This window comes from Escherichia whittamii (assembly GCF_014836715.1).
GTDB classification, from domain to species: Bacteria; Pseudomonadota; Gammaproteobacteria; order Enterobacterales; family Enterobacteriaceae; genus Escherichia; species Escherichia whittamii.
Genome location: NZ_JACSQI010000008.1, coordinates 140269 through 166859, shown reverse-complemented (window position 1 = coordinate 166859; position 26591 = coordinate 140269). Strand labels below are relative to the sequence as shown.

Genomic DNA, 26591 nt, shown 5'->3' with positions numbered 1-26591 from the left:
CACTTTGGTGATTTCACTGTTACTGTCTATGATTAATAAGGCGGTGGTTAATACCACCGCCTCGTTGTCTGGACAATCGTTCCTCTGTAATGGGTCCGAGTCACAATGGAAGGTTCAAGAATGAAATACCGCATCGCTTTAGCTGTTTCTCTTTTTGCTCTTAGTGTCAGTAGTTATGCCACTACCCTTTGTCAGGAAAAGGAGCAAAATATCCTTAAGGAGATCAGCTATGCCGAAAAACATCAAAACCAGAATCGTATCAACGGCCTGAACAAAGCCCTTAGTGAAGTGCGGGCGAATTGTTCAGATAACCAGTTGCGTGCCGATCATCAAAAGAAAATCGCGAAGCAGAAAGATGAAGTGGCGGAACGCAAACATGATTTAGCCGAGGCGAAACAAAAAGGCGATGCGGATAAGATTGCTAAACGCGAACAGAAACTGGCAGAAGCGCAGGAAGAGCTGAAAAAGCTGGAAGCGCGCGACTACTAACTCACAATAGTCACTACTTACTCACCTGGAGAAAACTATGTCGAAAGAACACACTACGGAACATCTGCGTGCTGAGTTGAAATCCCTGTCCGATACGCTGGAAGAGGTGCTCAGTTCATCTGGCGAGAAGTCGAAAGAAGAGTTGAGTAAGATTCGTAGTAAAGCGGAGCAAGCACTGAAACAGAGTCGCTATCGTCTGGGTGAAACCGGTGATGCGATTGCCAAACAAACCCGTGTAGCGGCGGCGCGTGCCGATGAGTATGTGCGTGAAAATCCGTGGGCGGGGGTTGGTATTGGCGCAGCCATCGGCGTGGTGCTGGGCGTTCTGCTGTCGCGTCGTTAATTATGGCGGACACTCATCACGCACAAGGGCCCGGTAAAAGCGTTCTGGGCATCGGGCAGCGAATTGTCACCATCATAGTCGAAATGGTGGAGACGCGTCTGCGGCTGGCGGTGGTTGAGCTGGAAGAAGAAAAAGCCAATATCTTTCAGCTTTTACTGATGCTCGGCCTGACGATGCTTTTCGCTGCATTTGGTCTTATGAGCCTGATGGTGCTGATTATCTGGGCAGTTGATCCGCAATATCGTCTGAATGCAATGATTGCCACCACTGTGGTGTTGCTGCTTCTGGCACTCATCGGCGGTATCTGGACGTTACGCAAGTCGCGCAAATCCACCTTGCTGCGCCACACGCGCCATGAGCTGGCAAACGATCGACAACTTCTCGAGGAGGAGTCCCGTGAGCGGTAAAGTCGAACGTGAACGACGTAAGGCGCAACTGCTTAGTCAGATCCAGCAACAGCGGCTGAATCTTTCCGCCAGCCGTCGTGACTGGCTGGAGGCAACTGGTGCCTATGATCGCCGCTGGAATATACTGTTAAGCCTGCGCTCCTGGGCGCTGGTTGGCAGCAGCGTGATGGCTATCTGGACTATTCGTCATCCGAATATGCTGGTTCGCTGGGCCAGGCGCGGTTTTGGTGTATGGAGTGCATGGCGTCTGGTTAAAACCACCATCAATCAGCAACAGCTTCGCGGTTAACTTCCTCTCTGGCCGGAACTCTTCCGGCCTTATCTCTCAAATTTTTTGAAGATTTTTGACAGTTTTCCTTGCTAACAATCACCACTCACCACGTTTATCATTCTCTCCATCGACAGCAATGACGCTAATACCGCGCTCTTGCAGAAAAAAACAATCAGCAGCCTGAGTGGCGCAGTGGAGAGTAAGATGAAAAAATTAGAAGATGTTGGTGTACTGGTAGCGCGTATTTTAATGCCGATTCTGTTTATTTCTGCAGGCTGGGGAAAAATTACTGGCTATGCAGGAACTCAACAATATATGGAAGCAATGGGCGTCCCGGGCTTTATGCTGCCGCTGGTGATTCTACTTGAGTTTGGTGGTGGCCTGGCAATTCTGTTTGGTTTCCTGACTCGCACCACGGCGCTGTTTACCGCAGGCTTTACACTGCTGACGGCGTTTTTATTTCACAGCAACTTTGCCGAAGGCATGAACTCACTGATGTTTATGAAAAACCTGACCATTTCAGGAGGATTCCTGCTGCTGGCAATTACCGGACCGGGCGCGTATAGCATCGACCGTCTGCTGAATAAAAAGTGGTAAGCACACGCTATACTTAACAATTAACAAACGAGGGGGAAACTCCTCGTTTGACTGATGGCAAACGTGGAATTGCCCGATGCGCAAGCTTATCGGGCCTACATTTTGAGCGCGACTGGCTGTATCTGTATTGTTTTGTAGGTCGGGTAAGATGCGTCAGCATCGCGTCCGACAATCAAAAATATGCACTTTGCCAGCAATCTGAAACGAGGAGAAACACTCCTCGTTTTTGCTATTGGAGGAGAGAAAAATGGGTCAACTGATTGACGGCGTCTGGCATGACACCTGGTACGACACCAAATCCACTGGCGGTAAATTTCAACGTTCAGCTTCCGCATTTCGTAACTGGCTGACTGCCGATGGCGCGCCAGGCCCAACCGGCAAAGGTGGTTTTGCCGCAGAGAAAGATCGCTATCATCTCTATGTTTCACTCGCCTGCCCGTGGGCGCACCGCACTCTGATCATGCGTAAACTCAAAGGACTGGAACCGTTTATTTCCGTATCCGTGGTGAACCCGCTGATGCTGGAAAACGGCTGGACCTTTGATGACAGTTTCCCAGGGGCAACCGGCGATACGCTCTACCAACATGAATTCCTGTACCAGCTTTATCTCCATGCCGATCCACACTACAGCGGGCGTGTTACTGTCCCCGTGCTATGGGACAAAAAGAATCACACCATTGTCAGCAACGAATCAGCGGAAATCATCCGCATGTTCAATACCGCGTTTGATGCGCTGGGCGCAAAAGCGGGGGACTATTACCCTCCAACTCTGCAAACTAAAATTGACGAACTTAACGGCTGGATATACGACACCGTAAATAATGGCGTCTATAAAGCTGGTTTTGCCACCAGCCAGGAAGCCTACGACGAGGCGGTGGTAAAAGTGTTTGAATCGCTGGCGCGACTGGAACAGATTTTAGGGCAGCATCGTTATCTGACAGGTAACCAGCTAACCGAAGCCGATATTCGCCTTTGGACCACACTGGTCCGTTTTGATCCGGTGTATGTCACCCACTTCAAGTGCGATAAGCACCGTATCAGCGATTACCTGAACCTGTATGGCTTCCTGCGCGATATCTATCAGATGCCGGGAATTGCCGAAACCGTCAATTTCGACCACATCCGTAATCACTACTTCCGCAGCCATAAGACCATCAACCCAACGGGAATTATTTCGATTGGTCCGTGGCAGGATCTCGATGAACCACACGGGCGAGATGTTCGCTTCGGTTAAACAAAGGCACCCTACGTGGTGCCTCTGGTTGTTGGCTATGTGCGTGTTGTTATGTCGGATGTAGCGTAAACGCCTTATCCGTTCCTCAAAACATAGTATATTCAATATATTGCAGAGGCTGCGTAGGTCAGAGAAGCGTAGCGCATCTGGCGATTTTGCGCTTGCCATCAGTCTGAAGTTCCGTTCATTGCGCCTTATTAATTCACCACAGTGATATTTACTGTAATTTCATTCATGTCTATTCTTAATTTGCTGCTTTAAAAACAAGTGATTGAGCAAAATTGAGGCAAAAATGGACTGGTATCTGAAAGTACTAAAAAATTATGTCGGTTTCCGGGGGCGTGCGCGGCGCAAAGAGTACTGGATGTTTATTCTGGTCAACATCATCTTTACGTTCGTGCTGGGACTACTGGATAAAATGTTAGGCTGGCAACGCGCCGGTGGCGAAGGCATCCTGACGACTATCTATGGCATTCTGGTGTTTTTACCGTGGTGGGCAGTTCAGTTTCGTCGCCTGCACGACACCGACCGTTCGGCGTGGTGGGTGCTACTGTTCTTAATTCCGTTTATCGGTTGGCTGATTATCATCATCTTTAACTGCCAGCCGGGGACGCCAGGCGAAAACCGCTTTGGACCCGATCCAAAACTGGAACAGGAATAATAATTAAGCACCTTGTATAAAGGTGCTTCAGATTGTTGACAAAGTGCGCTTTGTTTATGCCGGATGCGGCGTAAACGCCTTATCCGGCCTACAAAATCGTCCAAATTCAATATATTGCAGTGACTGCGTAGGCCTGATAAGCGTAGCGCATCAGGCAGTTTTGCGTTTGTCTGCAGCCAGAAGTACCTTGTAAAAGGTGCTTAATCGTTTATTTTCCGGCGAATAATTTTGGAATTTCCCGCAAACACCAGGATTTCGCTTCCCCCATACTGTCGCGACGCCAGGCCATAATAATATCGATTTCGCTGGTCGATTCCGGACTGACGACACGCAACCGCCCTTCAGCAATATCTTTTTCGACCATCGGGTACGGCATTGTCGCGACACCAAGCCCCGCCAGTAACGCCTGGCGTTTATCTTCAATAGTGCTCACCGTTAAGCGTGGCTGTTTGTCCAGTAGCTGTACGGTCAATACCGGGCGCTCACGAGCGGTATCCGCCACCGCAATACCACGATATTTCACGCGCGTCACTTCAGAGAGCGGTTCCGGCTCCTGATGAATCGGGTGATCCGGCGCAGCCACGTAGACGTTCATCAAGGTGTAAAGCTTACGAGAGTTGATTTCCGACGAAGAACGAAAATGCATATCCGGCGCGATAACAATATCTGCTCGCCCCTGTTCCAGCCGCTCCCACGCCCCCGCCAGCACCTCAGTAATGATTGCCAGTTGGGTATTGGCTTTCGCCGCCAGTTTGTCGATCAACGGGAAAAAGGCAGGCGTAGGCACCAGCGCCTCGGTCACAATAGTAAGATGTGTTTCCCAACCACGCGCGAGGGCTTCGGCGTCGGTGGTCAGTTTATCTGCCGCCTCCAGCAGAACGCGTCCCCGCTCCAGCAACATTCTCCCGACATTAGTGAATTTGGTGCGATGGCCCGAGCGGTCAAACAGCACCACATCCAGCTCTTCTTCCAGTTTTTGCATGGTGTAACTAAGCGCAGAAGGCACGCGTCCCAGCTCATCGGCCGCCGCCGCAAAACTACCGCGGCGATCAATAGCATCCATAACCCTTAGTGCTTCCAGCGTTAACGCCCTTTCTTTGGCCATTTCGTTCTCATTCAGGAAATTTGAACATACCGGGCAGAATATCTGGCTAACAATGTAGCGTCCAGCCCCTTACCATAAAAGGAAGTAAAGAGAGGTCAAGAATTATGATTACTACCCGAACTGCCAGGCAGTGTGGACAAGCAGACTACGGATGGTTGCAGGCCCGGTATACTTTTTCCTTTGGACACTACTTCGACCCTACATTGTTAGGCTATGCCTCCCTGCGTGTACTTAACCAGGAAGTGCTGGCTCCAGGTGCCGCCTTTCAGCCGCGAACCTACCCAAAAGTCGATATTTTGAATGTGATTCTGGATGGAGAAGCGGAATACCGCGACAGTGAAGGCAATCATGTTCATGCCCGCGCCGGTGAAGCCTTATTGCTTTCTACTCAGCCGGGCGTGAGTTATAGCGAACATAATATCAGCAAGGACAAGCCGTTAACGCGGATGCAGCTTTGGCTGGATGCCTGCCCGCAACAGGAGAATCCGCTGATTCAAAAAGTGGCGCTTAATATGGGCAAGCAGCAATTAATCGCCTCGCCGGATGGCGCGAACGGTAGTCTGCAACTGCGCCAGCAGGTGTGGCTGCATCATATTGAGCTCGACAAAGGCGAAAGTGCGAATTTCCAGTTGCATGGGCCACGCGCGTATTTGCAGTCTATTCACGGTCAATTTCATGCGATTACGCATCACGAAGAGAAAGCAGCGCTGACCTGCGGTGATGGGGCGTTTATTCGTGACGAGGCTAACATTACGCTGGTTGCTGATTCCCCACTGCGCGCTTTGCTGATAGATTTACCTGTCTAGTTTTTTTACAGGGAGAAGATGATGAGTAAAAAATCGGCGAAGAAACGTCAACCAGTGAAGTCCGTTGCAGCGAAAGAAACCACCCGCGCTACCAAAAATTTTGGTTATGAAGAGATGTTGAGTGAGCTGGAGGCGATAGTAGCCGACGCCGAAATACGGTTAGCCGAGGATGAAGCTACCGCGTAAAAACAGGTTGCCGGATGCGGCGTAAACGCCTTATCCGGCCTACAAAACCCAGCAACATCAACAAATTGCACAACCCGTAGGCCGGATAAGATGCGCCAGCATCGCATCCGGCATCAGGTACAAAACCCAACAACATCAACAAATTGCACAATTCGTAGGCCGGATAAGATGCGCCAGCATCGCATCCGGCATCAGGTACGATATCCGAAACCCAGCGCTTACCTGGCCTTGCTCGCCATAATCTCGATAATCTGCCGATCCGTTTGCTGCATTGAATGACTTGCCAGCGCGCACAAGTTGGCAATCGACTGCTCAACATCATGCGCCACAATCCCTTCATTGCCGGTCACGGCGGTATCATCCAGCGCCATTAACACTGCTTTCCACGCTGCCGAGGCACTGGTCGAAACCTTCATCGCGCAACTGTTCGACGCGCCATCGCAAATCATACCGCTAACATCACCAATCATACTGCTGATCGCCATCGAGATCGTTTCATAACGACCATCCACCAGCCATGCCATCCCGGCCGCTGCCCCCATTGCTGCCGTTGTTGCAGCACACAGCGCAGACAAACGCGGCAACTGGTTATGGATGTAAATCGCGCTCAAATGCGAAAGCATCAGCGCACGCGCCAGCCGTTCATCATCCGCCCCGAAGTGTTCTGCGACCACCACCACGGGCATTGTTGCGGTGATCCCCTGGTTGCCAGAACCGGAGTTACTCATCGCCGGAAGCGTTGCGCCGCCCATACGCGCATCAGATGCCGCGCTGGTACGAATCACAATTGATGAGGAGAGATCTTTCGCCAGCAAACCGCGTGCACACTGTTTTTCCAGCGTCGCGCCAATATGCAGCCCCCAGTTTCCATTCAAGCCTTCCTGCGATAATGCGCAGTTTAGCTTCGCAGAATCGAGAATAAAGCGGATCGCCTCAAACGGGACTTCATTGACGAACTTCAGGATCTCGGCGAGCGTTGTTCTGGAGAGCACCGCCAGCGGTGACTCTTTCTCACCCTCTGCCACGCACGCCTGCTGGGTAAACACCACGCCATTGTGCGTCTCAATATGCACAATGTTGGTATGCCCACCGACGATGGTGACGCACGCCCACTGCTCGCCGTTCCAGACTTTAGCGCGGGAGAAGAGAATTTCATCGCAAGGTTCCTGGATCTTGACCGAGACTTTTCCCGCCGCCAACAACGCTTTAGCATCGTCAATCGCCTGCGCTGTTGCGTCTTTCAGCACTTCCAGCCCAGCGTTGGCATTCCCACCTAGCGCGCCCAGTGCTGCCGCAATCGGCAGCCCCACCATTCCCGTACCGGGAACGGTGACGCCCAGACCGTTCTTCATCAGATTTGGCGAAACCCAGGCTTCTACACGTTCAACCGGACCTTCCAGTTCTGCCGCAGCAACCGCCGCCGCCAGCGCCAGTGAAATCGGTTCAGTACATCCCAGCGCCGGTTTTACTTCCTCCTGAACTGCAAGGATGTAACGCTGCCATAACGGATTTAAAGTCGAATCAAACATAATAAAAACCTTAAAATTTCAGGTAAATCATGAAAATGCCAGGAACGGAGAAACGCAAAGCAACAAACCGGTGACGATAATCAGGTACAGAGAGGCACCTTTGTATTTGTGCAACGCAGGGACTTTGTAAACCAACCACGCTGGGATCAAGCATCCTACCATGCCGAAAATCGGGCTACAGATAGAGGTAAAGCTCAACACTGGCGCATTCAGTACGATGGCGCTCCAGGCCAGTAAAATGGCGAAAATCATGATGCCGCGCTGAACGAGAGTCTCGTTAATCTTCTCGGCTGGCATCTTGCGGCGCAGGATGTTCATTACGATCCCTTGCGTTGCTTCGCGAAAGCCTAAATAGACGCCAAAGAACGCTGTCATTACGGCAAAGATATTGAGGATGACGCTGACCACTTTTACCCATGCTGCACCGTCGCCGCTAATAAACTGAGCCGCAATCGCCAGCGCAGAAATATTCTGCTCGTAGGCTTTTACTGCTTCGTCATGTCCCATCGCCAGAGTGAACGACACAGCGTAGAAAAAGACGGTGACAAACAGGATCCCAAACGCAATGTTCATCGCCCGCAACGCTTTATGTCGCGCTACTTCGATCGATTTTTCTCGCGAGCGGTAGGAAATCACCATCGGACTTAACGTCTGGATAAACAGAATCGAGGTCAGTGTAAACGGCAGCGTGATAATGGCGTTTTTCACCAGCAGCCCCAGCGGCGGCAGTGAACCGACGTTATACAGATGCCACATCCCGACCATCGATACCCCCAGCGCCGCGACCACCAGCAGTTTGGTCAGCACCATGCCGGTCGAAATTTTGAATAACAGTTTCTCGCCGCGTGAAGAGATCGCAACCAGAATACAAATCAGTACCAGGCCATAAAACGGACTATCAGACAGCAATCCTTCCGTCACGCCAAAAGTATGTAAATAGGAGGCGCTATCGTTAGTGATGGCGGTGGAGTAAACAAACATCCAAATAACCAGCATCACAAAGTAAAGTGCACCTAACAAAATGCCCCAGTTTTTACCCAAATAACCACTAATGACACTCGGGTAATCTTTACACTCTGGAGATTCCGCCAGCGTATTAATAAACAATCGCTGAAACAGATACATTGCCGGGTAGCCAATCACTGATGAGAGCAAAAATACCCACAATCCCATCAATCCGACCTGCACCGGGAGAAAAACAATCCCCGCGCCAATCGCCATCCCGATACTCATAATCACCCAGCCGGTGTCAGTACTGTCGAATTTGATTGCTTCACGCCATTCACTTTCGCTCATTCCAGCACGACCCGCCGGGGTCGAAGCGTCTACAATGACACCTTTATTCGTTGCAATTTCCATAATTTCTCGCTCAATATTTTGTAGGGCTTTTTATTTTTTTCGAGCCGCATCAAGGCGATACGCGGTCTACGTTTTTTGCAGGCGAGTTATTAGAATAAAGAAATAATACGCGTGAGGTCAGAGAAAATCTTCACAATCAAGACTTTGAAATAGCAGTTATGGATAATAATTTTCTATAAAATCCACAAAATAGAAATAGTTATTCTCTATTTGCGGCAGATCACAATAAAAAAGGGTGCACATTTTGTGCACCCAAGGATGAAAGCTGACAGCAATGTCAGCCGCAGACCACTTTAATAGCCAGTCCTCCGCGTGAAGTTTCGCGGTATTTATCGTTCATATCTTTGCCGGTTTCATACATCGTCTCGATCACTTTATCGAGCGAAACACGCGGTGCAGAGGTACGCCGCATCGCCATCCGCGCAGCGTTCACGGCTTTAACAGCATTAATAGCATTGCGTTCAATACACGGAATTTGCACCTGCCCGGCAACCGGATCGCAGGTCAATCCCAGGTTGTGTTCCATAGCGATTTCCGCCGCATTACACACCTGCGCCGGGCTGCCACCCAGCAGTTCGGTTAACCCTGCCGCCGCCATTGAACAGGCCACGCCAATTTCACCCTGACAGCCCACTTCCGCACCGGAAATGGAGGCATTCATTTTATACAGTGCGCCGATAGCACCAGCCGCCAGCAAAAAACGGGCGATGGAGCGCTCATTGAGCGGGCGGCGGAATTTATCGTAATAGGCCAGCACCGCAGGAATAATGCCGCAAGCGCCGTTAGTTGGCGCGGTCACAACACGTCCGCCAGCGGCGTTTTCTTCGCTGACTGCCAGAGCAAACATATTGATCCAGTCGATGACGTTCATCGGATCGTTAGAGATATTGTCGCTGGAAACCAGTAAACGCCGCAGCGCCACCGCCCGCCGTGGCACATTGAGCGGGCCTGGCAGCACACCTTCGGTATTCATACCGCGTTCAATACCGTCATGCATCACCTGCCAGATCTGCGAAAAACCAGCATCAATTTCGGCTTTGCTACGTAGCGCCAACTCGTTTTGCAGCATCAAACCGGAAATAGATAACCCATTGTAATCACACATTTTTAGCAGTTCGCCTGCCGAATGGAAATCGTAAGGGACGAGCGTTTCAACATCCAGTGACAGGCCAAATTGTTCTTCTTCGACAATAAACCCGCCACCGACTGAATAATAGGTTTTGCTTAACAGTTCTTCCTGCTCTTTCCACGCGGTAATACGCATCCCATTCTCATGACGGGGCAACATTTCCGCATGGAAAATAATGTTCTTTGCCACAGGGAAATCAACGACATGCGCGCCCGATGCCACCGGCAACCTTCCACTGCGCGTCACTAATTCAATGAATGCAGGAATCTCATCAATAACAACGTTCTGCGGACTATTTCCTGCCAGTCCCATGATGATAGCGATATCCGTGGCGTGACCTTTGCCCGTCAGTGACAACGATCCATAAAGATCGACCACAATGTGGCTCGTCGCGGTTAATAAGCCGCTCTTCTCCAGTCGATCAATAAAACTTTTTCCGGCATTCATTGGCCCCACGGTATGAGAACTGGAGGGACCAATCCCAATTTTGAAAATATCGAATGCACTAATCATATCCACACCCTCGGATTGCCGTTCGTGAAGAGGAGCGGAGCGACCCTGCGATCGCCCCGCTCAGGAGCTTTATGCGTTGCGTACCGCAATAGCTTCAATTTCCAGCTTCACATCTTTCGGCAAACGCGCTACCTGCACGCAGCTGCGTGTCGGGTAGGTCGCCTGATGCTCGTCAAAAAACTGCTTGTAGACTTCATTGATGGTGCCAAAGTCATTAAGGTCGGTAATGAACACCGTCATCTTCACGATATCGCCAACGGTCAGCCCGGCAGCAACCACAATCGCTTTGACGTTTTCCAGACTTAAACGCGCCTGATCTTTTACGTCCGCAGGGATCTCCCCGGTCTGCGGGCAAACCGGAATTTGTCCGGAGGTGAAGACCATGCTGCCTAAATCAACGCCCTGAACATACGGGCCGATTGCGCCTGGCGCACGTTGCGTTTCGATAATCTTTTTCATACATCCTCCGGCATCAAAGCGCCTGGGTAAAGGTACGTGAAATCACATCCTGCTGCTGTTCACGGGTTAGTGCGTTGAAGCGCACGGCGTAGCCAGAGACACGGATTGTCAGGTTGGGGTATTTTTCCGGGTGCTCAATGGCATCCAGCAACATTTCCCGATTCATAACGTTAACGTTGAGATGTTGACCGCCTTCGATATCCGCTTCGTGATGGAAATATCCATCCAGCAGACCAACAAGGTTGGTTTTGCGTACCGGATCTTCTTTACCCAGCGCCGCCGGGACGATCGAGAAAGTGTACGAAATACCGTCTTTGGCGTAGGTGAACGGTAACTTAGCAACGGAGGTCAGCGAAGCTACGGCCCCTTTGCGGTCACGACCGTGCATTGGGTTAGCGCCCGGCGCAAACGGCATACCCGCGCGGCGACCGTCCGGTGTGTTCCCGGTTTTCTGACCGTACACCACGTTAGAGGTGATAGTCAGGATCGACTGAGTAGGCACGGCGTTACGATAGGTTGGCAGGGCTTTAATTTTCTTCATAAAGCGTTCAACCAGGTCGCAGGCAATGCTGTCGACGCGTTCGTCGTTGTTGCCGTACTGCGGATATTCGCCGTCGATTTCAAAGTCGACCGCCAGGCCGTTTTCGTCACGAATCGGTTTCACGCGAGCATATTTAATTGCCGAAAGTGAATCCGTCGCCACCGACAGGCCCGCAATACCACATGCCATCGTGCGATAAACATCACGATCGTGCAGCGCCATCAGTGAGGCTTCGTAGCTGTACTTGTCATGCATGTAGTGGATGATGTTCAGCGCGCTGATGTACTGCACTGCCAGCCAGTCCATGAAATGGTCGAGGCTGTTCATGACTTTGTCGTAGTCCAGAACGTCGTCCATCAGTGGTGCTGTTTTCGGGCCGACCTGAATCTTCAGCTTCTCATCCACCCCGCCGTTGATTGCGTACAGCAATGTTTTCGCCAGGTTGGCACGCGCGCCGAAGAACTGCATCTGCTTACCAATCACCATTGGGCTGACGCAGCAGGCAATCGCGTAATCGTCGCTGTTGAAGTCAGTACGCATCAGATCGTCGTTTTCATACTGCAATGAAGAAGTGACGATGGAGACTTGTGCCGCATATTTTTTGAAGGCAATCGGCAATGCTTCCGACCACAGAATGGTCAGGTTAGGTTCCGGTGCTGGCCCCATAGTGTGCAGTGTATGCAGATAGCGGAAGGAGTTTTTGGTCACCAATGTACGACCGTCCAGCCCCATCCCGCCGATGACTTCTGTTGCCCAGATAGGGTCGCCGGAGAACAGCGAATCAAATTCCGGCGTACGCAGGAAGCGCACCATGCGGATCTTCATGATGAAGTGGTCGATCAGTTCCTGCGCCTGCTGCTCGTTGAGCACACCGGCTTTGAAGTCACGTTCAATGTAGATATCGAGGAACGATGCCGTACGGCCCAGCGACATCGCGCCGCCGTTTTGCGATTTCACCGCCGCCAGGTAAGCGAAGTAGAGCCACTGCACCGCTTCCTGCGCATTCTGTGCCGGACGAGAGATGTCGAAGCCGTATTTCGCCGCCATCTCCTGAATCTGCAACAGCGCATGACGATGTTCTGCCAGCTCTTCACGCAGACGGATGGTGGCTTCCAGATCTTGCCCTTTTTCCAGACGAGACTGGAGATCGGCAAATTGCAGTTCGCGTTCGCGGACCAGATAACTGATGCCGTACAACGCCACGCGGCGATAGTCACCGATAATACGTCCACGACCATAACCGTCAGGCAGACCAGTCAGTACGCCAGATTTACGGCAGCGCAGCATATCCGGTGAGTAAACATCAAATACGCCCTGGTTATGGGTTTTACGCAGATCGGTAAAGATGTACTCAAATTCGCTGTCCATTTCACGGCCATAGGCGTGGAATGAACTTTTGATCATGTTGACGCCGCCGAACGGATGCAGCGCACGCTTCAGTGGCGCATCTGTTTGCAGGCCAACGATTTTTTCCAGCGGCTGGTTGATATAACCTGCATCATGGGCAGTAATAGTGGTGGCAATATTGGTATCGAAATCAACCGGCGCGTGGGTCGCATTTTCGATACGAATACCTTCCATCACCTTTTCCCACAATGCCGTGGTGGCTGGCGTGGCTTCGGCAAGGAAAGATTCATCCCCTTCATACGGTGTATAGTTATGTTGAATAAAATCGCGGACATTAATTTCGTTTTTCCAGTCCGTACCTTTAAAGCCAAGCCATGCGTCGGCGTACAGCTTATCGCTGGTATCAATATCTACCTTCATGAAAAATAATCTCTCTACAATACTTCAACTAAATTATGCAAATTCTGCGGGTGCTTTAACTTTGCCTAAATGAATCGCATCTAGCGCAATCATTTTTTCTTCATTAGTCGGAATAACGGCGCAAATTACACGCGCATTTTCACTGGACACAATTCTTTCACCGTAAGAGTTAGAGCGATTATTCATTTCTGCATCAATCTCTACGCCTAATACAGTCAAATGCTCCATGACCAGACGACGAATTAAACTTGAATTTTCACCTATTCCGCCGGTGAATATAATTCCATCCAGGCGATGTAATGAGGCAGCGTGTCCGGCAATATGACGGGCAATTCGGTGAACAAAGGTTTTAATTGCCAGTTGCGCTCGTTCATGACCTTCATGCCAGGCTTTTTCCAGTACACGCAGGTCGGAAGAAAGACCGGAAATCCCCAATAATCCCGATTCTTTATTCACCACACGTTCCAGATCACCAAGACTCTGGTTGGTTTGACTGGCCACCCAGGACATCGCGCCAAAGTCGACATCGCCACTGCGCGTCCCCATCATTAGCCCTTCCAGCGGCGTCATCCCCATTGAGGTGTCCACGCTCTGGCCATTACGAACCGCGCAAATAGACGCGCCATTGCCAAGATGCGCCACCACCAGGCCTGAGTCATCTTCCGCAAGATTAAGCAGAGAATGCGCACGCTGGGAAACATAGCGGTGAGACGTGCCGTGGAAACCATAGCGGCGCACGCCAAGCTCTTCGTAATATTTCCACGGCAGGCCGTATAAAAACGCTTCCGGGGCCATTGTCTGGTGGAAACTGGTATCAAATACCGCTACCTGAGTTACGCCAGGAAATAATTGCTGGGCAGATTCTATACCACTTAAATTGGCGTAATTATGCAGCGGCGCCAGTGGAGAAACGCGACGGATATTATCAATGACTTCATCGGTAATAATAGCAGACTCGGTAAAAATACTGCCGCCGTGGGCGATGCGGTGGCCAATTAAGGCCACGCTGTCATTTAAATTCCGTTTTTCCAGTTCAAATGCAATTGCCTTCAATGCACCTTCGTAGCTGTGGTGAGCCAGCGGTGCTGGCTCTCCTCCATTTACGGATAAGAATGCATTTTCCGAATTAATACCGTCGGCAATACCTGACATTAATACTTCACAGTTCGAGGCATCCAACACGGAAAACTTAATTGAAGACGAACCGCAGTTAATAACCAAAACAACCGGAAACTCATTCATCTCTTTTCTCATCCTGAGTTACGGATTAAAACAGTTTGTATACGATGTTCAGGATGGTCAGCAGACCAATCACGGTAACAAACACGTTATCCAGACGACCACGGTATTTCGCCAGCGACGGCGCTTTACGGATGGCATACATCGGCAACAGGCACAGCAGTGAAGCGATAATCGGCGCGCCCATGGCTTCAATCAGGTCCAGAATGTTCGGGTTGGCGTAAGCAACTACCCAGGTGGAACCCATGATGAAGATCATGCTGATGGTGTTCAGTTTGCCCAAAGAAACTTTCGTCTTATCGCCTTTGTAGCCGAACTTCAGTACCAGACCGTTCAGACCTTCTAGCGTCCCCAGATAGTGACCGAAGAAAGATTTGAAGATAGCAACCAGTGCGATGATAGAAGCGGAATATTCCAGTACGGTGGCGAAAGTCGATTTCTCACCGGACATGGAAGCAAAGTGGTTAGCCAGATAAGAAAGCACCGGAATGTTCTGCGCTTTTGCTTCCGCCATGTTTGCCGGAGACAGCGTAAACAGGCAGCTGAAGGCAAAGAACATGACCACGGCAACCATCAGCATACTGGCACGGGAGATGATCTGTGAGCATTTCTGCTCAGTGAAGTCGCGTCCGAAGTCTTTCTCATACTCTTCACGCTTAGAAACCACAAAGGAAGAGACGATTGGCGAGAAGTTAAAGGAGAAGACCATGATAGAAATCCCCAGCCAGACGGTGATCAAGATACCGTCATGACCGGTTAACGTCAGCGCACTGAGGTCAACTTGATCAATAACAGCAGAGTTCCAGTAAGGGATCAGCGACAGAGAAATCAGTACCAGGCTGGCGATAAATGGCCATACCAGGTAGCTCATCACTTTAACCATCAGATCCTTACCAAACCAAATGACGAACGCCATCAACAGCAGCAGGAACAGCGCCACGAAGCCGCGGTTCAACGCCGCAAAGCCAAGCTGGTTTTCCCAGAACGTCATAAAGGTATTGGTAATAGTGACGCCATAAATCCACAACAGTGGGCAAATCGCGAAGAAGTACAGGAACGTGATGACCACGCCACCTGTTTTACCAAAATGCTCTTCCACCGTTTCCGTAATGTTGCCGGAAGGGTTAGAGCCAGAAAGACACAGACGCGCCAGCGCCCGGTGGCAATAAAACGCGATTGGGTATGCCAATACCAACATCAGAAGAATCGGGATCAGTCCGCCAAAACCTGCGCGGATAGGGAAGAACAGCACGCCGGCACCAATGGCAGTACCGAACAAACCCAACGTCCATGTGGTATCTGATTTACGCCAGGACGATTGTTTTGTCTGGCTGGATACAATGCTATCTGAAGTACTCATATCCTATCCTCAACGAGATGATTAAGCGTCAACGAAACCGGTAATTTGAGAGACGCGAGAAAGATCGATATTACCGCCGGAAATAATGCTAACGGTTTTTCTGTTTTGAATATATTGGTCTAATTTACCGCTTAACAAAGCAGCACATGCCAGAGCGCCTGCGCCTTCGGTGACGACTTTATTGCGCTGAATTAAGGCAATCATGCTATTTCTGATTTCGTCTTCGCTAACCAGCACGATGTCATCGACTAATTCACGAACGATTTCATAAGTTAAATTACCCGGGCGGGCGACATCACAACCATCCGCCAGGGTGCCGGTAGTTCGGTGCGTGGTTATTTCTCCCGAGTGGAAAGAAGCCGCCATGCCGTGAACGTTTTCTGATTGCACACCAATAACACGAATTGTCGGGTTAATAGATTTAATCGCTACCGCAATACCAGCAATTAAACCGCCTCCGCCAATTGGCACAATCACATTATCGACATCATAGAGATCTTCCATAATTTCCAGGCCAATCGTTCCCTGACCGGCAATAACTTTCGGATCATCATAAGGTGGGATAAAAATACGGCCTTCAGTTTCGACAATTTCGCTAACTTTGGCGATGGTGTCGTTAAAGTTGTCGCCGTGCAGAACAACTTCAGCGGAGTAGTCACATGTCGCCGCGACTTTAGATTTTGGCGCGCCTTTCGGCATGACCACTTTCCCGTCGATACCCAGCATTGCGCAGGAGAGCGAAACCCCTTGCGCATGGTTGCCCGCAGAACAGGCCACCACACCTTTGCGTCTTTCAGCATCGGTTAAGGAGCTTAATTTATTAAATGCGCCACGAATTTTAAATGAACCAGTACGCTGCATGTTTTCAAACTTAAGGAATATTTCACCTTTGCAACGCTCACTAAAATAATTGGATCGAGGCATGCCTGTTTTATAAATTCGCCCAGCCAGTCGTTGTTTTGCTTCGATAATGTCATTAATAGCAACCGGGAGATCGTATGTAATATGCATTATAAACCTCTTAACCTGAATTAAATATGTAGGTAACCGTAACCGACACCCGCAAAAAGACAGGTGGATTATTTATGTTTGAGAAAAAACAAATAACTAACCAACTTCTATTAATTGCCTTCGTCTACACCCATTATAAGATGAATACTCTTTGGCTAATTCCACCAAAACCGATGCTGCTTTTTTAATACGATAATTTTTTGACCATACCGCGGCATATCGCGCCACGGGCAACGTTTCTTCAACCGGAATAGTAATAAATTGATTAGAACCAAAAGGTGAAGTCATATCACAAGGAATCACGGTTAAGAAATCAGCATTGAGAACAAGATTATAAATTGTCACGACTGAGTCGGTTTTAACGATGTTTTCAATACTGATGCCATTTCTTTGTAACGTGGTGAGAAGTTCGCTGTAGTATCCCATATTAGTTTGCGGCAACACCCACTGTTCGTTTTTCAACGACTCCAGCGTGGTAGTGCCGGTGCATGTTCGGGACTTGCTGGCCACCAGCACAAACTCGGACTCGAACAGCGGCTCAACATGCAAATCCTGAAGCTTCATTTCTGCGCTTAACGTACCAATCGCAAAATCAAGTCGTCCGTCGCGGATAGCAGGTAAGAACGAGGACAACTGTGCTTCATACATTGAGACTTGCGCTCTCGGGAACACCTCTTTGAACTTGTTGATCATCCCGGACATAAAGGTAAAGCCAATTAGTGAAGGAAAACCAAATGAGACTTCCACAACAGCTTCAGAGGACATACCGCTTATCTCATTAACCATATTTTTCATTTCACGGGTAATGGATTCGGAACGTGAGAGCAACAATTGACCGGCAGGCGTCAGCGTTACACCGGTATTTTTCCGTACCACTAATTCCACGCCAAAATAATCTTCAATATCGTTAATGATTTTACTTACAGCAGGTTGAGTCAAACCTAATTCTTTTGCAGCCGAGCCAATAGAGCCACTTCTGATGACTTCCTGAAAGACTACCAGGTGCTGCGTTTTAGGAAGAAGAATAGTACTCATATCAGCCTGCATTAATTACCTCATTGACGGTATGAAGTGTATCAAAATGGACTGAATGGGATATGTGCGACCACTCACAAATTAACTTCCAATTGCTTTCCAGGCATCTACTTAAACCAATATAAACCTTTAATATCAATGAGTTAACATAATAAAATCAGCATAAAGCCTGACTTTTATCAAAAAACAAAGGGGGGGATAACCATATTTTATGGCGATAACAACACGCTTTATATGGCTTATTAAAAAATGTCCTGCGACGATATTTCAAGCAAATATCGTGTATTTCTCAGGCGAATTTTAAGTTAAATTTAATGAGCAAGTTATCAAATTTTATTATAAACAAATCATATTTACAGGTAAAAAATGCGCCGCGTCACATTTTTTCGCGGAGTTTGTTGGTTGCAAAACATTTATTTTATCAATATTTTAAAAAATCGAATACAGATATTGATCATCTCGAACAATTGATTAACGTAAATTTTTACCATCATAACAGGACGTCATTTTGTGAATGCAATCGTTTCCCATGATTTCTGCTGGCCTCATAATGCACGGATAGCATTTTGTGTTGATGATCACAAAACTAATAATTCATATTTGAAGGTAAGTAATCTGGGGAGAAAACAAGGCTGACGAAAAAAGAGTATTTATACTGAAAAAAGGAAACTGACCGATGAGCCGCTTTCTTTTGGGTATAGCGTCGTGGACAGTCATTCATCTTACCGCTCGCTCCAAAAGCAAAAACCTGCCAATTTGCACTGGTGGGTTTTCGTTAAATCAGGTGAAACTGACCGATAAGCCGCTTTCTTTTGGGTATAGCGTCGTGGACAGTCATTCATCTTACTGCTCGCTCCAAAAGCAAAAACCTGCCAATTTGCACTGGCAGGTTTCTGTTAAATCAGGTGAAACTGACCGATAAGCCGGGTTCTGTCGTGGACAGTCATTCATCTAGGCCAGCAATCGCTCACTGGCTCAAGCAGCCTACCCGGGTTCAGTACGGGCCGTACCTTATGAACCCCTATTTGGCCTTGCTCCGGGTGGAGTTTACCGTGCCACGGACTGTTACCAGCCGCGCGGTGCGCTCTTACCGCACCCTTTCACCCTTACCTGATCCCACTCGCGTGGGCCATCGGCGGTTTGCTCTCTGTTGCACTGGTCGTGGGTTTCCCCCCCAGGCGTTACCTGGCACCCTGCCCTATGGAGCCCGGACTTTCCTCCCCTCCGCCCGTCTCCCCCGAAGAGGACGACGACGAAGCGGCGACTGTCTGGTCAGCTTCGGCGCGCAGTATAGAGGGTTTACACGCCCTTGTCACCCCGAGTTGCGCATTCCAATCGCCAGTGTTGCAGCAATATTGCGCGAAGCTCGGTAAATATTGTCATAAGCCCCGCGGAAAGCTTCATCCAGCGTAACAATACTGTTTAACACGCTGAATACGGCATCGATACCATGCTGGTGCACAACGCCGACATCCTTCGTAAGGCTACCCGCAATACCAATTACCGGTTTATTGTATTTCTTCGCCACATTAGCCACCCCAATCGGTACTTTGCCATGGATGCTCTGGCTATCAATACGCCCTTCGCCGGTGATAACCAGCGTGCAATCATGAATATGTTCTTCCAGATTGAGCGCCGTAGTCACAATCTCAATGCCGCTCTTTAGCTCCGCGCCAAGAAAAGCCATCAGCGCCGCGCCCATTCCGCCCGCCGCACCAGCACCGGGGACGTCTTTCACATCAACATGCAGCGATTTTTTGATGACATCAGCATAGTGAGAGAGATTCTTGTCCAGCTCGGCAATCGTGGCTTCATTCGCCCCTTTTTGCGGGCCAAAGATCCGCGAAGCGCCACTGTCGCCCACCAGCGGATTGGTGACATCGCAGGCAACGCGAATCGTACAATTCTTTAAACGTGGATCGAGTCCAGTGATATCAATGGTATTCAGCGTATTAAGACTGCCGCCACCAAAGCCGATTTCATTGCCATTGGCATCGCTTAACTTCGCTCCCAGCGCCTGCATCATCCCTGCACCACCATCGTTGGTGGCGCTGCCGCCAATACCGATAATGATACTTGTTGCACCGCTCTCCAGCGCCTGCAGAATTAACTCCCCTGTGCCGCGTGAAGTGGTTACCAGCGGATCACGCTTTTCCGGTGACACCAGCGCCAGCCCACTGGCTGCTGCCATTTCGATAAACGCGGTTTTGCCGTCGCCGGAGATCCCCCAACTGGCATTCACTTTCTCGCCCAGCGGCCCTGTGACCAGGGCGTGACGTTCAGCCCCCTGGGTGGCAGCAATCATTGCTTCCACCGTTCCTTCGCCACCGTCGGCAACAGGAACAGAAACGTACTGTGCATCAGGAAAAATTTCCCGAAATCCTTTTTCTATCGCCTGCGCAACCTCGCTGGCTGATAAACTTTCTTTATAAGAGTCTGGGGCGATTACGATTTTCATACCTTTGCCTGTTACCACATGACGCCGGGGGGCGTTTCTCTTATTCGGCCTGGATTCCAGGCCCGGATAACAATAAGCCATCCGGGCACGACGTCATTAGCGAGTAACTTCGACTTTCGCCAGTTTTTCGTAGTAGCACGCAAGGGCGCTATGGTCTGCTGTTCCCAGACCATCGGCACGCAGCGCTTGCATCATCTCCATAACCGCAGCAGTCAGCGGCAGTTGCGCACCAACGCCGTGGGAGGTATCCAGTGCATTTGCCAGATCCTTAATATGCAGATCAATACGGAAACCTGGCTTGAAGTTGCGGTCCATCACCATTGGTGCTTTCGCGTCCAGTACGGTACTGCCCGCCAGTCCACCACGAATTGCCTGATAAACCAGATCCGGGTTAACGCCCGCTTTGGTTGCCAGCGTCAACGCTTCTGACATCGCGGCAATATTCAGCGCCACAATGACCTGATTTGCCAGTTTGGTGACATTGCCTGCGCCGATCTCCCCGGTATGTACCACAGACCCCGCCATCGCTTTCATTAAGTCATAGTATTTGTCGAAAATAGCCTTATCGCCACCCACCATCACTGACAGAGTGCCATCAATCGCTTTCGGCTCACCACCGCTAACCGGAGCATCCAGCATATCAATGCCTTTCGCTTTCAGCGCTTCGCTGATTTCACGGCTTGCCAACGGTGCGATAGAACTCATATCGATCAATACCGTGCCTGGCTTCGCGCCTTCAATAATGCCATTTTCACCCAGCGCCACCTCTTTCACATGAGGAGAGTTTGGCAGCATGGTGATGATGACGTCGCACTGTTCAGCGATCGCTTTAGCCGTAGAAGCTGTTTCTGCACCTGCAGCAATCACGTCAGCAATAGCTTCTGGGTTACGGTCAGCAACCACCAGCGAGTAACCTGCTTTCAGAAGGTTTTTACTCATTGGTTTACCCATAATCCCCAGGCCAATAAAACCAACTTTCATAGTCATATCAATCATCTCTCTTGTTGCGGTGGTGGTTATTTTTTAAAGGTATCGGCCAGTTTCTGGGTGGCAGAGCGGAACACGCCGAGATCGCTACCAACGGCCACAAACGTAGCGCCCCATTCCAGATAACGACGCGCATCGGCTTCGACCGGTGCGAGGATACCGCTGGGTTTGCCGTGCGCTTTGGCACGGTTAAAAATATGCTGAATCGCTTTTTGTACATCCGGGTGCGAGGCATTGCCGAGATGGCCTAATGCCGCAGCCAGATCGCTGGGGCCGACGAAGATGCCGTCTACGCCTTCGGTAGCGGCAATGGCATCGACGTTATCTACGCCCTGCTGACTTTCAATCTGGACCAGAATGGTGATGTTCTTGTTCGACTGAGCGAAATAATCCGCCACGGTGCCAAACATATTGGCACGGTGAGAAACGGAGACGCCGCGAATACCTTCTGGTGGATAACGAGTAGATACCACCGCCTGCACCGCTTCCTCTTCTGTTTCGACAAACGGGATCAGGAAGTTATAGAAACCGATATCCAGAAGACGCTTAATAATCACAGGCTCGTTGGTCGGCACTCGCACCACTGGCGCACTGGCACTGCCTTTCAGGGCCATTAACTGCGGAATGAACGTGGAAATATCGTTTGGCGCATGTTCGCCATCCAGCACCAGCCAGTCAAACCCAGCCAAACCAAGAACTTCAGTGCTAATCGGGTTAGAGAGTGCTGACCAGCAACCAATTTGTACCTGTTTCGCGGCCAAAGCGGCTTTGAACTTATTGGGGAAAATATCGTTATTCATCGCTTATACCTTTGCTTATTTCTGCAATTCCATACGTTTAATGTCGCCAACCACGAAGAGGTAGCAGACCATCGCCATCAGCGCCGAACATCCCACGAAGACCAGTGCCGCATTGAAGGAGTGCAGTTCACTTACCAGGTAGCCAATCACCAGTGGAGTAACAATGGAGGCAACATTGCCAAAGACGTTAAATACGCCGCCGCAGAGGCCAACAATCTCTTTCGGCGCAGTGTCAGAAATCACCGGCCAGCCCAGCGCGCCAAATCCTTTGCCAAAGAAGGCCAGCGCCATCAGCATGACCACCAGCGTGGTGTTGTTGGTGTAGTTACATAAGATGATGGTGGAAGCCAGCAACATTCCGAGCACAATCGGTAACTTACGTGCCAGGGTCAGTGACAAACCGCGTTTGATCAGATAATCCGAGAAGACGCCACCGAGCACGCCGCCAGCAAAACCACACAGTGCCGGAATCGAGGCGACCAGGCCCACTTTCAGAATCGACATGCCTTTTTCCTGCACCAGATAAATCGGGAACCAGGTAAGGAAGAACCAGGTGATGGTGTTGATAAAATATTGTCCGAAAAATACACCCAGCATCATGCGGCTGGAGAGCAATTGCTTGATGTAATGCAGTTTGGGACCGCTTGCCACCGCACTGCCCGGCTTTTTGTGGTCCATATCAACCACCGCGCCATTTTCCGAGATAAACTTCAGCTCTTCCGCAGACATACGTGGATGGTCTGTCGGGTTATGAATCAACTTGATCCACAGCGCCGTCAGCACAAAACCAATCACCCCCATAACGGTAAAGACATGCTCCCAGCCCCAGGCGAACGTCAGCCAGCCAAGTAGCGGCGAAAAGAGCGCCAGCGAGAAATATTGCGCCGAATTAAAGATGGCGGAGGCAGTGCCACGTTCTTTCGTCGGGAACCAGGCAGCGACAATACGGGCGTTCGCCGGGAATGACGGCGCTTCCGAAAACCCCAGCATAAAGCGCATAAAGAACATGGAGATCCCTGCCCAGGCCAGCGGAAACATATCGACAAAGCCTTGCAGGAAGGTGAACAGCGACCAGAAAAAGAGGCTGTATGTGTAAACTTTCTTCGAGCCAAACTTATCAAGCAGCCAGCCGCCGGGGATTTGCATCAGCAGGTAGGCCCAGCCAAAAGCGGAGAAGATGTACCCCATCGAAACCGCACTCAATTGCAACTCTTTTGCCACTTCAGTACCAGCAATCGACAGCGTTGCACGATCGGCGTAGTTAACGGCGGTAACAATAAAAATAATCAGTAATATTAAATAGCGGGTATGCACGCCTTTCTTTTTTTCGTCAACGGTGTCCAGAATCATTTTATTAACCTCGGGTACTTATGCTGATTTTTATTATTATGCGGAAGGTATTATTTATGAGTTTCATTTATGCCGTAATGACAATGAACTCGGGAATCAGTATAAGCAGCGCGAGAATAATAATCATTGTGCAAATGCTAATTTAATTAATTCAATTTAAATATTATTTTGAGCATATGCACATAAGGCTGCGCGCTAAAGCACAGATTTACGCTTTGCCTTACCGGGCGGCACTGCAATCCCTGAAATGATTGACATTGATCACATTTCTGCATTTAAACTCCTGACATCTTTATTTCACCCAATGAAGTCATTTATTTTTAAATGAGATTGAATTCTCATTTTTATATCCCCCTGGCTGGAGAATATTGCACAATGGCCAACATCGAAATCAGACAAGAAACGCCGACTGCGTTTTATATAAAAGTACACAACACAGATAATGTGGCAATTATTGTTAATGATAATGGCCTGAAAGCAGGAACGCGTTTTCCGGACGGACTGGAATTAATTGAACATATTCCCCAGGGGCATAAAGTTGCATTGGTGGACATCCCCGCTCATGGTGAAATTATCCGTTATGGCGAAGTGATTGGTTACGCCGTGCGCGCGATCCCTCGCGGAAGCTGGATCGACGAATCAATGGTAGTACTGCCGGAAGCACCGCCGTTACATACTCTGCCCCTGGCAACCAAAGTCCCAGCCCCCTTACCGCCGCTGGAAGGTTATACCTTTGAAGGCTATCGCAATGCCGATGGCAGTGTGGGTACCAAAAACCTGCTCGGCATTACCACCAGCGTCCACTGTGTGGCAGGCGTGGTGGATTACGTAGTAAAAATCATTGAGCGCGACCTGCTACCGAGATACCCGAACGTCGATGGCGTAGTGGGGCTGAATCACCTGTACGGTTGTGGCGTGGCGATTAACGCACCGGCGGCTGTGGTGCCAATACGTACCATTCACAATATTTCGCTCAATCCGAATTTTGGCGGCGAGGTGATGGTAATTGGCCTGGGCTGTGAAAAGTTACAGCCTGAACGTTTACTGACTGGAACGGATGATGTGCAAGCTATTCCAGTAGAAAGCGCCAGCGTTGTCAGCTTGCAGGATGAAAAACATGTCGGCTTTCAATCAATGGTCGAGGATATATTGCAGGTCGCCGAACGCCATCTAAAAAAACTGAATCAACGTCAGCGAGAAACCTGTCCGGCTTCAGAACTGGTTGTCGGCATGCAATGCGGCGGCAGCGATGCATTTTCTGGCGTAACGGCAAACCCGGCAGTTGGATATGCGTCGGATCTACTGGTACGCTGCGGTGCAACGGTGATGTTCTCGGAAGTAACGGAAGTGCGTGACGCGATCCATCTGCTAACACCACGCGCCGTTAACGAAGAGGTCGGCAAACGACTGCTGGAAGAAATGGAGTGGTACGATAACTATCTCAATATGGGGAAAACCGACCGCAGCGCCAACCCTTCTCCCGGCAATAAAAAAGGCGGTCTGGCAAATGTGGTGGAAAAAGCGCTCGGCTCCATTGCGAAATCAGGTAAAAGCGCAATTGTTGAAGTATTGTCACCCGGCCAACGCCCAACAAAACGTGGATTAATTTACGCCGCTACGCCTGCCAGCGATTTTGTCTGCGGCACGCAGCAGGTGGCTTCAGGTATTACCGTGCAAGTGTTTACGACAGGTCGCGGTACGCCGTACGGTCTGATGGCGGTACCGGTCATTAAGATGGCGACGCGTACCGAACTGGCGAATCGCTGGTACGACTTAATGGATATCAACGCAGGCACTATTGCCACTGGCGAAGAAACCATTGAAGAGGTGGGCTGGAAGCTGTTCCAGTTTATTCTCGACGTCGCCAGCGGGAAGAAGAAGACATTCTCGGATCAGTGGGGGCTGCATAATCAACTGGCGGTGTTTAACCCGGCACCAGTGACTTGATATACTCGTCATACTTCAGGTTGTACTATGCCCGATAACGCTTGTTTATCGGGCATAGTGAATCACAGCGAAGACGCGTGCTCCCCGACCAGAATCACTTCAACCCCAGCTTTTCGCAGCCCTTCCAGACTATCCGCAGGAATGCCTTCATCGACAATGATCATGTCGATCCGCTGAGTATCAATGATCTTATGCAAGCTGGAGCGGTTGAACTTACTGGAATCAGTGACCACGATGATCCGCTCCGCAACTTCGCACATCCGACGATTTAAACGAGCTTCATCTTCATTATGCGTGCTGACGCCGCGCTCCAGATCAATAGCATCTACGCCGAGAAACAGCATGTCGAAGTGGTAATTTTGCAGTGATTGTTCAGCCTGATCGCCGTAAAAAGATTGCGACTGGCGGCGCAGATGCCCGCCGGTCATCAGGAGTTCAACGCCTTCCGCTTCCAGCAAGGCATTGGCCACGTTCATACCGTTGGTCATTGCAATCACGTCGGTGTGCTTGCGCATCAGACGGGCAATCTCAAAGGTGGTGGTTCCGGAGTCGAGGATCACGCGATGTCCCGGCTGAATCAACTCAACGGCAGCTTTCGCAACGCTTCGCTTCATCGCCGTGTTGAGCGCACTTTTATCTTCCACCGATGGTTCGACTGACGGCGTCGTACTATCGCAGATCAATGCGCCACCATAGGCACGCACAGCGATCCCCTGTTTTTCAAGAAACGCCAGATCGTTGCGGATGGTCACAGTAGATACACCATATAATGCCGATAGATCATTAACTTGCACACTTCCTTGTTGGCGCAGGCGTTGAATGATCTGCTCTCGTCGCTCACTGGTGCCTGTCACTCGCTTCTCGCCTGAAGCGTCGGTATTACTCATAGTAAGTCCTTTCGTAAAACTTTCGTTTCATTTCGTTTTGCCTATTAACGCCTTTCTATTAAGCAAATGCAAGCCCACATTGCCCCCTGTCGCAAGCTACTCTCGCTCCAGAACCTTTCAT

General features: G+C 50.0%; 26 protein-coding genes and 1 other RNA gene. 11 read left to right on the top strand and 16 right to left on the bottom strand.

Annotated elements, in window-relative coordinates; translation table 11 throughout:
• The first annotated feature begins 120 nt into the window (after positions 1–120).
• The 7 genes from yqjC (at position 121) to H9644_RS14075 (ending at position 4002) form a co-directional block, all read left to right on the top strand.
• The gene (gene yqjC, locus H9644_RS14105) at positions 121–489 is read left to right on the top strand and encodes a DUF1090 family protein YqjC (RefSeq protein ID WP_064529584.1); all 369 of its coding nucleotides are present in this window, start codon (positions 121–123) and stop codon (positions 487–489) included.
• 37 nt (positions 490–526) lie between these two features.
• The gene (locus tag H9644_RS14100) at positions 527–832 is read left to right on the top strand and encodes a DUF883 family protein (RefSeq protein ID WP_064529583.1); all 306 of its coding nucleotides are present in this window, start codon (positions 527–529) and stop codon (positions 830–832) included.
• Positions 833–834: 2 nt separating this feature from the next.
• A complete protein-coding gene (locus tag H9644_RS14095; RefSeq protein ID WP_064529582.1) occupies positions 835–1239 on the top strand; it encodes a phage holin family protein in 405 nt (134 codons plus the stop codon).
• Positions 1229–1528 carry a YqjK-like family protein gene (locus H9644_RS14090; protein ID WP_191775011.1) on the top strand — a complete coding sequence of 100 codons (300 nt, stop codon included), beginning with the start codon at positions 1229–1231 and terminating at the stop codon, positions 1526–1528. Before H9644_RS14095 ends, H9644_RS14090 begins: the two co-directional genes overlap by 11 nt.
• A 186-nt stretch (positions 1529–1714) precedes the next feature.
• Positions 1715–2107: a DoxX family protein gene (locus H9644_RS14085; protein ID WP_191775009.1), complete on the top strand. Its 393-nt coding sequence runs from the start codon at positions 1715–1717 to the stop codon at positions 2105–2107.
• 247 nt (positions 2108–2354) lie between these two features.
• Positions 2355–3341 (top strand): glutathionyl-hydroquinone reductase YqjG, encoded by a 987-nt coding sequence (gene yqjG, locus H9644_RS14080; protein ID WP_064529579.1) that lies wholly within the window; start codon positions 2355–2357, stop codon positions 3339–3341.
• A gap of 292 nt (positions 3342–3633) precedes the next feature.
• Positions 3634–4002 (top strand): DUF805 domain-containing protein, encoded by a 369-nt coding sequence (locus tag H9644_RS14075; protein ID WP_130237068.1) that lies wholly within the window; start codon positions 3634–3636, stop codon positions 4000–4002.
• A 208-nt stretch (positions 4003–4210) separates the two neighbouring features.
• Here the strand turns inward: H9644_RS14075 and yhaJ are convergent, their stop codons facing one another.
• The gene (yhaJ, locus tag H9644_RS14070; protein ID WP_001041008.1) at positions 4211–5107 is read right to left on the bottom strand and encodes a DNA-binding transcriptional regulator YhaJ; all 897 of its coding nucleotides are present in this window, start codon (positions 5105–5107) and stop codon (positions 4211–4213) included.
• A gap of 104 nt (positions 5108–5211) precedes the next feature.
• Here yhaJ and H9644_RS14065 point away from each other — a divergent pair, with 104 nt between their 5' ends.
• Both H9644_RS14065 and yhaL read left to right on the top strand, forming a co-directional pair.
• On the top strand, positions 5212–5913 hold the full coding sequence (locus H9644_RS14065; RefSeq protein WP_191775007.1) for a pirin family protein: 702 nt from the start codon (positions 5212–5214) through the stop codon (positions 5911–5913).
• 21 nt (positions 5914–5934) lie between these two features.
• On the top strand, positions 5935–6099 hold the full coding sequence (gene yhaL / locus H9644_RS14060; RefSeq protein WP_074399591.1) for a protein YhaL: 165 nt from the start codon (positions 5935–5937) through the stop codon (positions 6097–6099).
• A 218-nt stretch (positions 6100–6317) separates the two neighbouring features.
• Here the strand turns inward: yhaL and cyuA are convergent, their stop codons facing one another.
• The 9 genes from cyuA to tdcA all read right to left on the bottom strand — a co-directional run bounded on the left by cyuA (position 6318) and on the right by tdcA (position 18041).
• Positions 6318–7628 (bottom strand): cysteine desulfidase, encoded by a 1311-nt coding sequence (gene cyuA, locus H9644_RS14055; RefSeq protein WP_191775005.1) that lies wholly within the window; start codon positions 7626–7628, stop codon positions 6318–6320.
• A gap of 27 nt (positions 7629–7655) precedes the next feature.
• Positions 7656–8987 carry an SLC5/6 family protein gene (locus tag H9644_RS14050; protein WP_064529574.1) on the bottom strand — a complete coding sequence of 444 codons (1332 nt, stop codon included), beginning with the start codon at positions 8985–8987 and terminating at the stop codon, positions 7656–7658.
• Positions 8988–9264: 277 nt separating this feature from the next.
• Positions 9265–10629, bottom strand: a complete 1365-nt coding sequence (gene tdcG, locus H9644_RS14045; protein ID WP_064529573.1) for an L-serine ammonia-lyase — start codon at positions 10627–10629, stop codon at positions 9265–9267.
• 69 nt (positions 10630–10698) lie between these two features.
• The gene (locus H9644_RS14040; protein WP_064529572.1) at positions 10699–11088 is read right to left on the bottom strand and encodes an enamine/imine deaminase; all 390 of its coding nucleotides are present in this window, start codon (positions 11086–11088) and stop codon (positions 10699–10701) included.
• A gap of 13 nt (positions 11089–11101) precedes the next feature.
• Positions 11102–13396 (bottom strand): 2-ketobutyrate formate-lyase/pyruvate formate-lyase, encoded by a 2295-nt coding sequence (gene tdcE, locus H9644_RS14035; protein ID WP_191775003.1) that lies wholly within the window; start codon positions 13394–13396, stop codon positions 11102–11104.
• A 33-nt stretch (positions 13397–13429) separates the two neighbouring features.
• Positions 13430–14638, bottom strand: coding sequence for a propionate kinase (gene tdcD, locus H9644_RS14030; RefSeq protein WP_105289245.1), 1209 nt, complete (start codon positions 14636–14638; stop codon positions 13430–13432).
• A gap of 25 nt (positions 14639–14663) precedes the next feature.
• Positions 14664–15995, bottom strand: coding sequence for a threonine/serine transporter TdcC (gene tdcC, locus H9644_RS14025; RefSeq protein ID WP_191775001.1), 1332 nt, complete (start codon positions 15993–15995; stop codon positions 14664–14666).
• Between the two features lie 21 nt (positions 15996–16016).
• A complete protein-coding gene (tdcB, locus tag H9644_RS14020; protein WP_105289244.1) occupies positions 16017–17006 on the bottom strand; it encodes a bifunctional threonine ammonia-lyase/L-serine ammonia-lyase TdcB in 990 nt (329 codons plus the stop codon).
• Positions 17007–17102: 96 nt separating this feature from the next.
• On the bottom strand, positions 17103–18041 hold the full coding sequence (gene tdcA, locus H9644_RS14015; protein WP_064529857.1) for a transcriptional regulator TdcA: 939 nt from the start codon (positions 18039–18041) through the stop codon (positions 17103–17105).
• A gap of 314 nt (positions 18042–18355) precedes the next feature.
• On the opposite strand from tdcA, the gene tdcR reads away from it, so the two are divergent.
• Complete coding sequence (gene tdcR / locus H9644_RS14010) at positions 18356–18574, top strand: transcriptional activator TdcR (protein WP_064529567.1); 219 nt, start codon at positions 18356–18358, stop codon at positions 18572–18574.
• Between the two features lie 370 nt (positions 18575–18944).
• Here tdcR and rnpB read toward each other — a convergent pair.
• The 5 genes from rnpB to garP form a co-directional block, all read right to left on the bottom strand.
• Positions 18945–19321, bottom strand: an RNA gene (rnpB, locus tag H9644_RS14005) — RNase P RNA component class A.
• Positions 19322–19353: 32 nt separating this feature from the next.
• Positions 19354–20499 carry a glycerate 2-kinase gene (gene garK, locus H9644_RS14000; RefSeq protein ID WP_191774998.1) on the bottom strand — a complete coding sequence of 382 codons (1146 nt, stop codon included), beginning with the start codon at positions 20497–20499 and terminating at the stop codon, positions 19354–19356.
• Between the two features lie 96 nt (positions 20500–20595).
• Positions 20596–21486: a 2-hydroxy-3-oxopropionate reductase gene (gene garR, locus H9644_RS13995; RefSeq protein WP_001303675.1), complete on the bottom strand. Its 891-nt coding sequence runs from the start codon at positions 21484–21486 to the stop codon at positions 20596–20598.
• Positions 21487–21515: 29 nt separating this feature from the next.
• The gene (garL, locus tag H9644_RS13990; protein WP_191774996.1) at positions 21516–22286 is read right to left on the bottom strand and encodes a 2-dehydro-3-deoxyglucarate aldolase; all 771 of its coding nucleotides are present in this window, start codon (positions 22284–22286) and stop codon (positions 21516–21518) included.
• A gap of 15 nt (positions 22287–22301) precedes the next feature.
• Positions 22302–23636, bottom strand: a complete 1335-nt coding sequence (gene garP, locus H9644_RS13985) for a galactarate/glucarate/glycerate transporter GarP (protein WP_064529564.1) — start codon at positions 23634–23636, stop codon at positions 22302–22304.
• Positions 23637–24011: 375 nt separating this feature from the next.
• On the opposite strand from garP, the gene garD reads away from it, so the two are divergent.
• A complete protein-coding gene (gene garD / locus H9644_RS13980) occupies positions 24012–25583 on the top strand; it encodes a galactarate dehydratase (protein ID WP_191774995.1) in 1572 nt (523 codons plus the stop codon).
• Between the two features lie 62 nt (positions 25584–25645).
• On the opposite strand, the gene agaR is transcribed toward garD, so the two are convergent.
• Complete coding sequence (gene agaR / locus H9644_RS13975; RefSeq protein WP_064529562.1) at positions 25646–26470, bottom strand: aga operon transcriptional regulator AgaR; 825 nt, start codon at positions 26468–26470, stop codon at positions 25646–25648.
• Positions 26471–26591: the final 121 nt, after the last annotated feature.

Coding starts and splice junctions, on each gene's coding strand:
- cyuA (WP_191775005.1), bottom strand. CDS start 7,628: ATGTTTGATTCGACTTTAAATCCGTTATGGCAGCGTTACATCCTTGCA.
- tdcA (WP_064529857.1), bottom strand. CDS start 18,041: ATGAGTACTATTCTTCTTCCTAAAACGCAGCACCTGGTAGTCTTTCAG.
- tdcD (WP_105289245.1), bottom strand. CDS start 14,638: ATGAATGAGTTTCCGGTTGTTTTGGTTATTAACTGCGGTTCGTCTTCA.
- yqjC (WP_064529584.1), top strand. CDS start 121: ATGAAATACCGCATCGCTTTAGCTGTTTCTCTTTTTGCTCTTAGTGTC.
- agaR (WP_064529562.1), bottom strand. CDS start 26,470: ATGAGTAATACCGACGCTTCAGGCGAGAAGCGAGTGACAGGCACCAGT.
- tdcE (WP_191775003.1), bottom strand. CDS start 13,396: ATGAAGGTAGATATTGATACCAGCGATAAGCTGTACGCCGACGCATGG.
- H9644_RS14040 (WP_064529572.1), bottom strand. CDS start 11,088: ATGAAAAAGATTATCGAAACGCAACGTGCGCCAGGCGCAATCGGCCCG.
- garD (WP_191774995.1), top strand. CDS start 24,012: ATGGCCAACATCGAAATCAGACAAGAAACGCCGACTGCGTTTTATATA.
- H9644_RS14065 (WP_191775007.1), top strand. CDS start 5,212: ATGATTACTACCCGAACTGCCAGGCAGTGTGGACAAGCAGACTACGGA.
- H9644_RS14085 (WP_191775009.1), top strand. CDS start 1,715: ATGAAAAAATTAGAAGATGTTGGTGTACTGGTAGCGCGTATTTTAATG.
- garR (WP_001303675.1), bottom strand. CDS start 21,486: ATGACTATGAAAGTTGGTTTTATTGGCCTGGGGATTATGGGTAAACCA.
- H9644_RS14100 (WP_064529583.1), top strand. CDS start 527: ATGTCGAAAGAACACACTACGGAACATCTGCGTGCTGAGTTGAAATCC.
- H9644_RS14095 (WP_064529582.1), top strand. CDS start 835: ATGGCGGACACTCATCACGCACAAGGGCCCGGTAAAAGCGTTCTGGGC.
- tdcC (WP_191775001.1), bottom strand. CDS start 15,995: ATGAGTACTTCAGATAGCATTGTATCCAGCCAGACAAAACAATCGTCC.
- H9644_RS14075 (WP_130237068.1), top strand. CDS start 3,634: ATGGACTGGTATCTGAAAGTACTAAAAAATTATGTCGGTTTCCGGGGG.
- yhaJ (WP_001041008.1), bottom strand. CDS start 5,107: ATGGCCAAAGAAAGGGCGTTAACGCTGGAAGCACTAAGGGTTATGGAT.
- yqjG (WP_064529579.1), top strand. CDS start 2,355: ATGGGTCAACTGATTGACGGCGTCTGGCATGACACCTGGTACGACACC.
- H9644_RS14050 (WP_064529574.1), bottom strand. CDS start 8,987: ATGGAAATTGCAACGAATAAAGGTGTCATTGTAGACGCTTCGACCCCG.
- garK (WP_191774998.1), bottom strand. CDS start 20,499: ATGAAAATCGTAATCGCCCCAGACTCTTATAAAGAAAGTTTATCAGCC.
- tdcB (WP_105289244.1), bottom strand. CDS start 17,006: ATGCATATTACATACGATCTCCCGGTTGCTATTAATGACATTATCGAA.
- yhaL (WP_074399591.1), top strand. CDS start 5,935: ATGAGTAAAAAATCGGCGAAGAAACGTCAACCAGTGAAGTCCGTTGCA.
- tdcR (WP_064529567.1), top strand. CDS start 18,356: ATGAGCAAGTTATCAAATTTTATTATAAACAAATCATATTTACAGGTA.
- garP (WP_064529564.1), bottom strand. CDS start 23,636: ATGATTCTGGACACCGTTGACGAAAAAAAGAAAGGCGTGCATACCCGC.
- tdcG (WP_064529573.1), bottom strand. CDS start 10,629: ATGATTAGTGCATTCGATATTTTCAAAATTGGGATTGGTCCCTCCAGT.
- garL (WP_191774996.1), bottom strand. CDS start 22,286: ATGAATAACGATATTTTCCCCAATAAGTTCAAAGCCGCTTTGGCCGCG.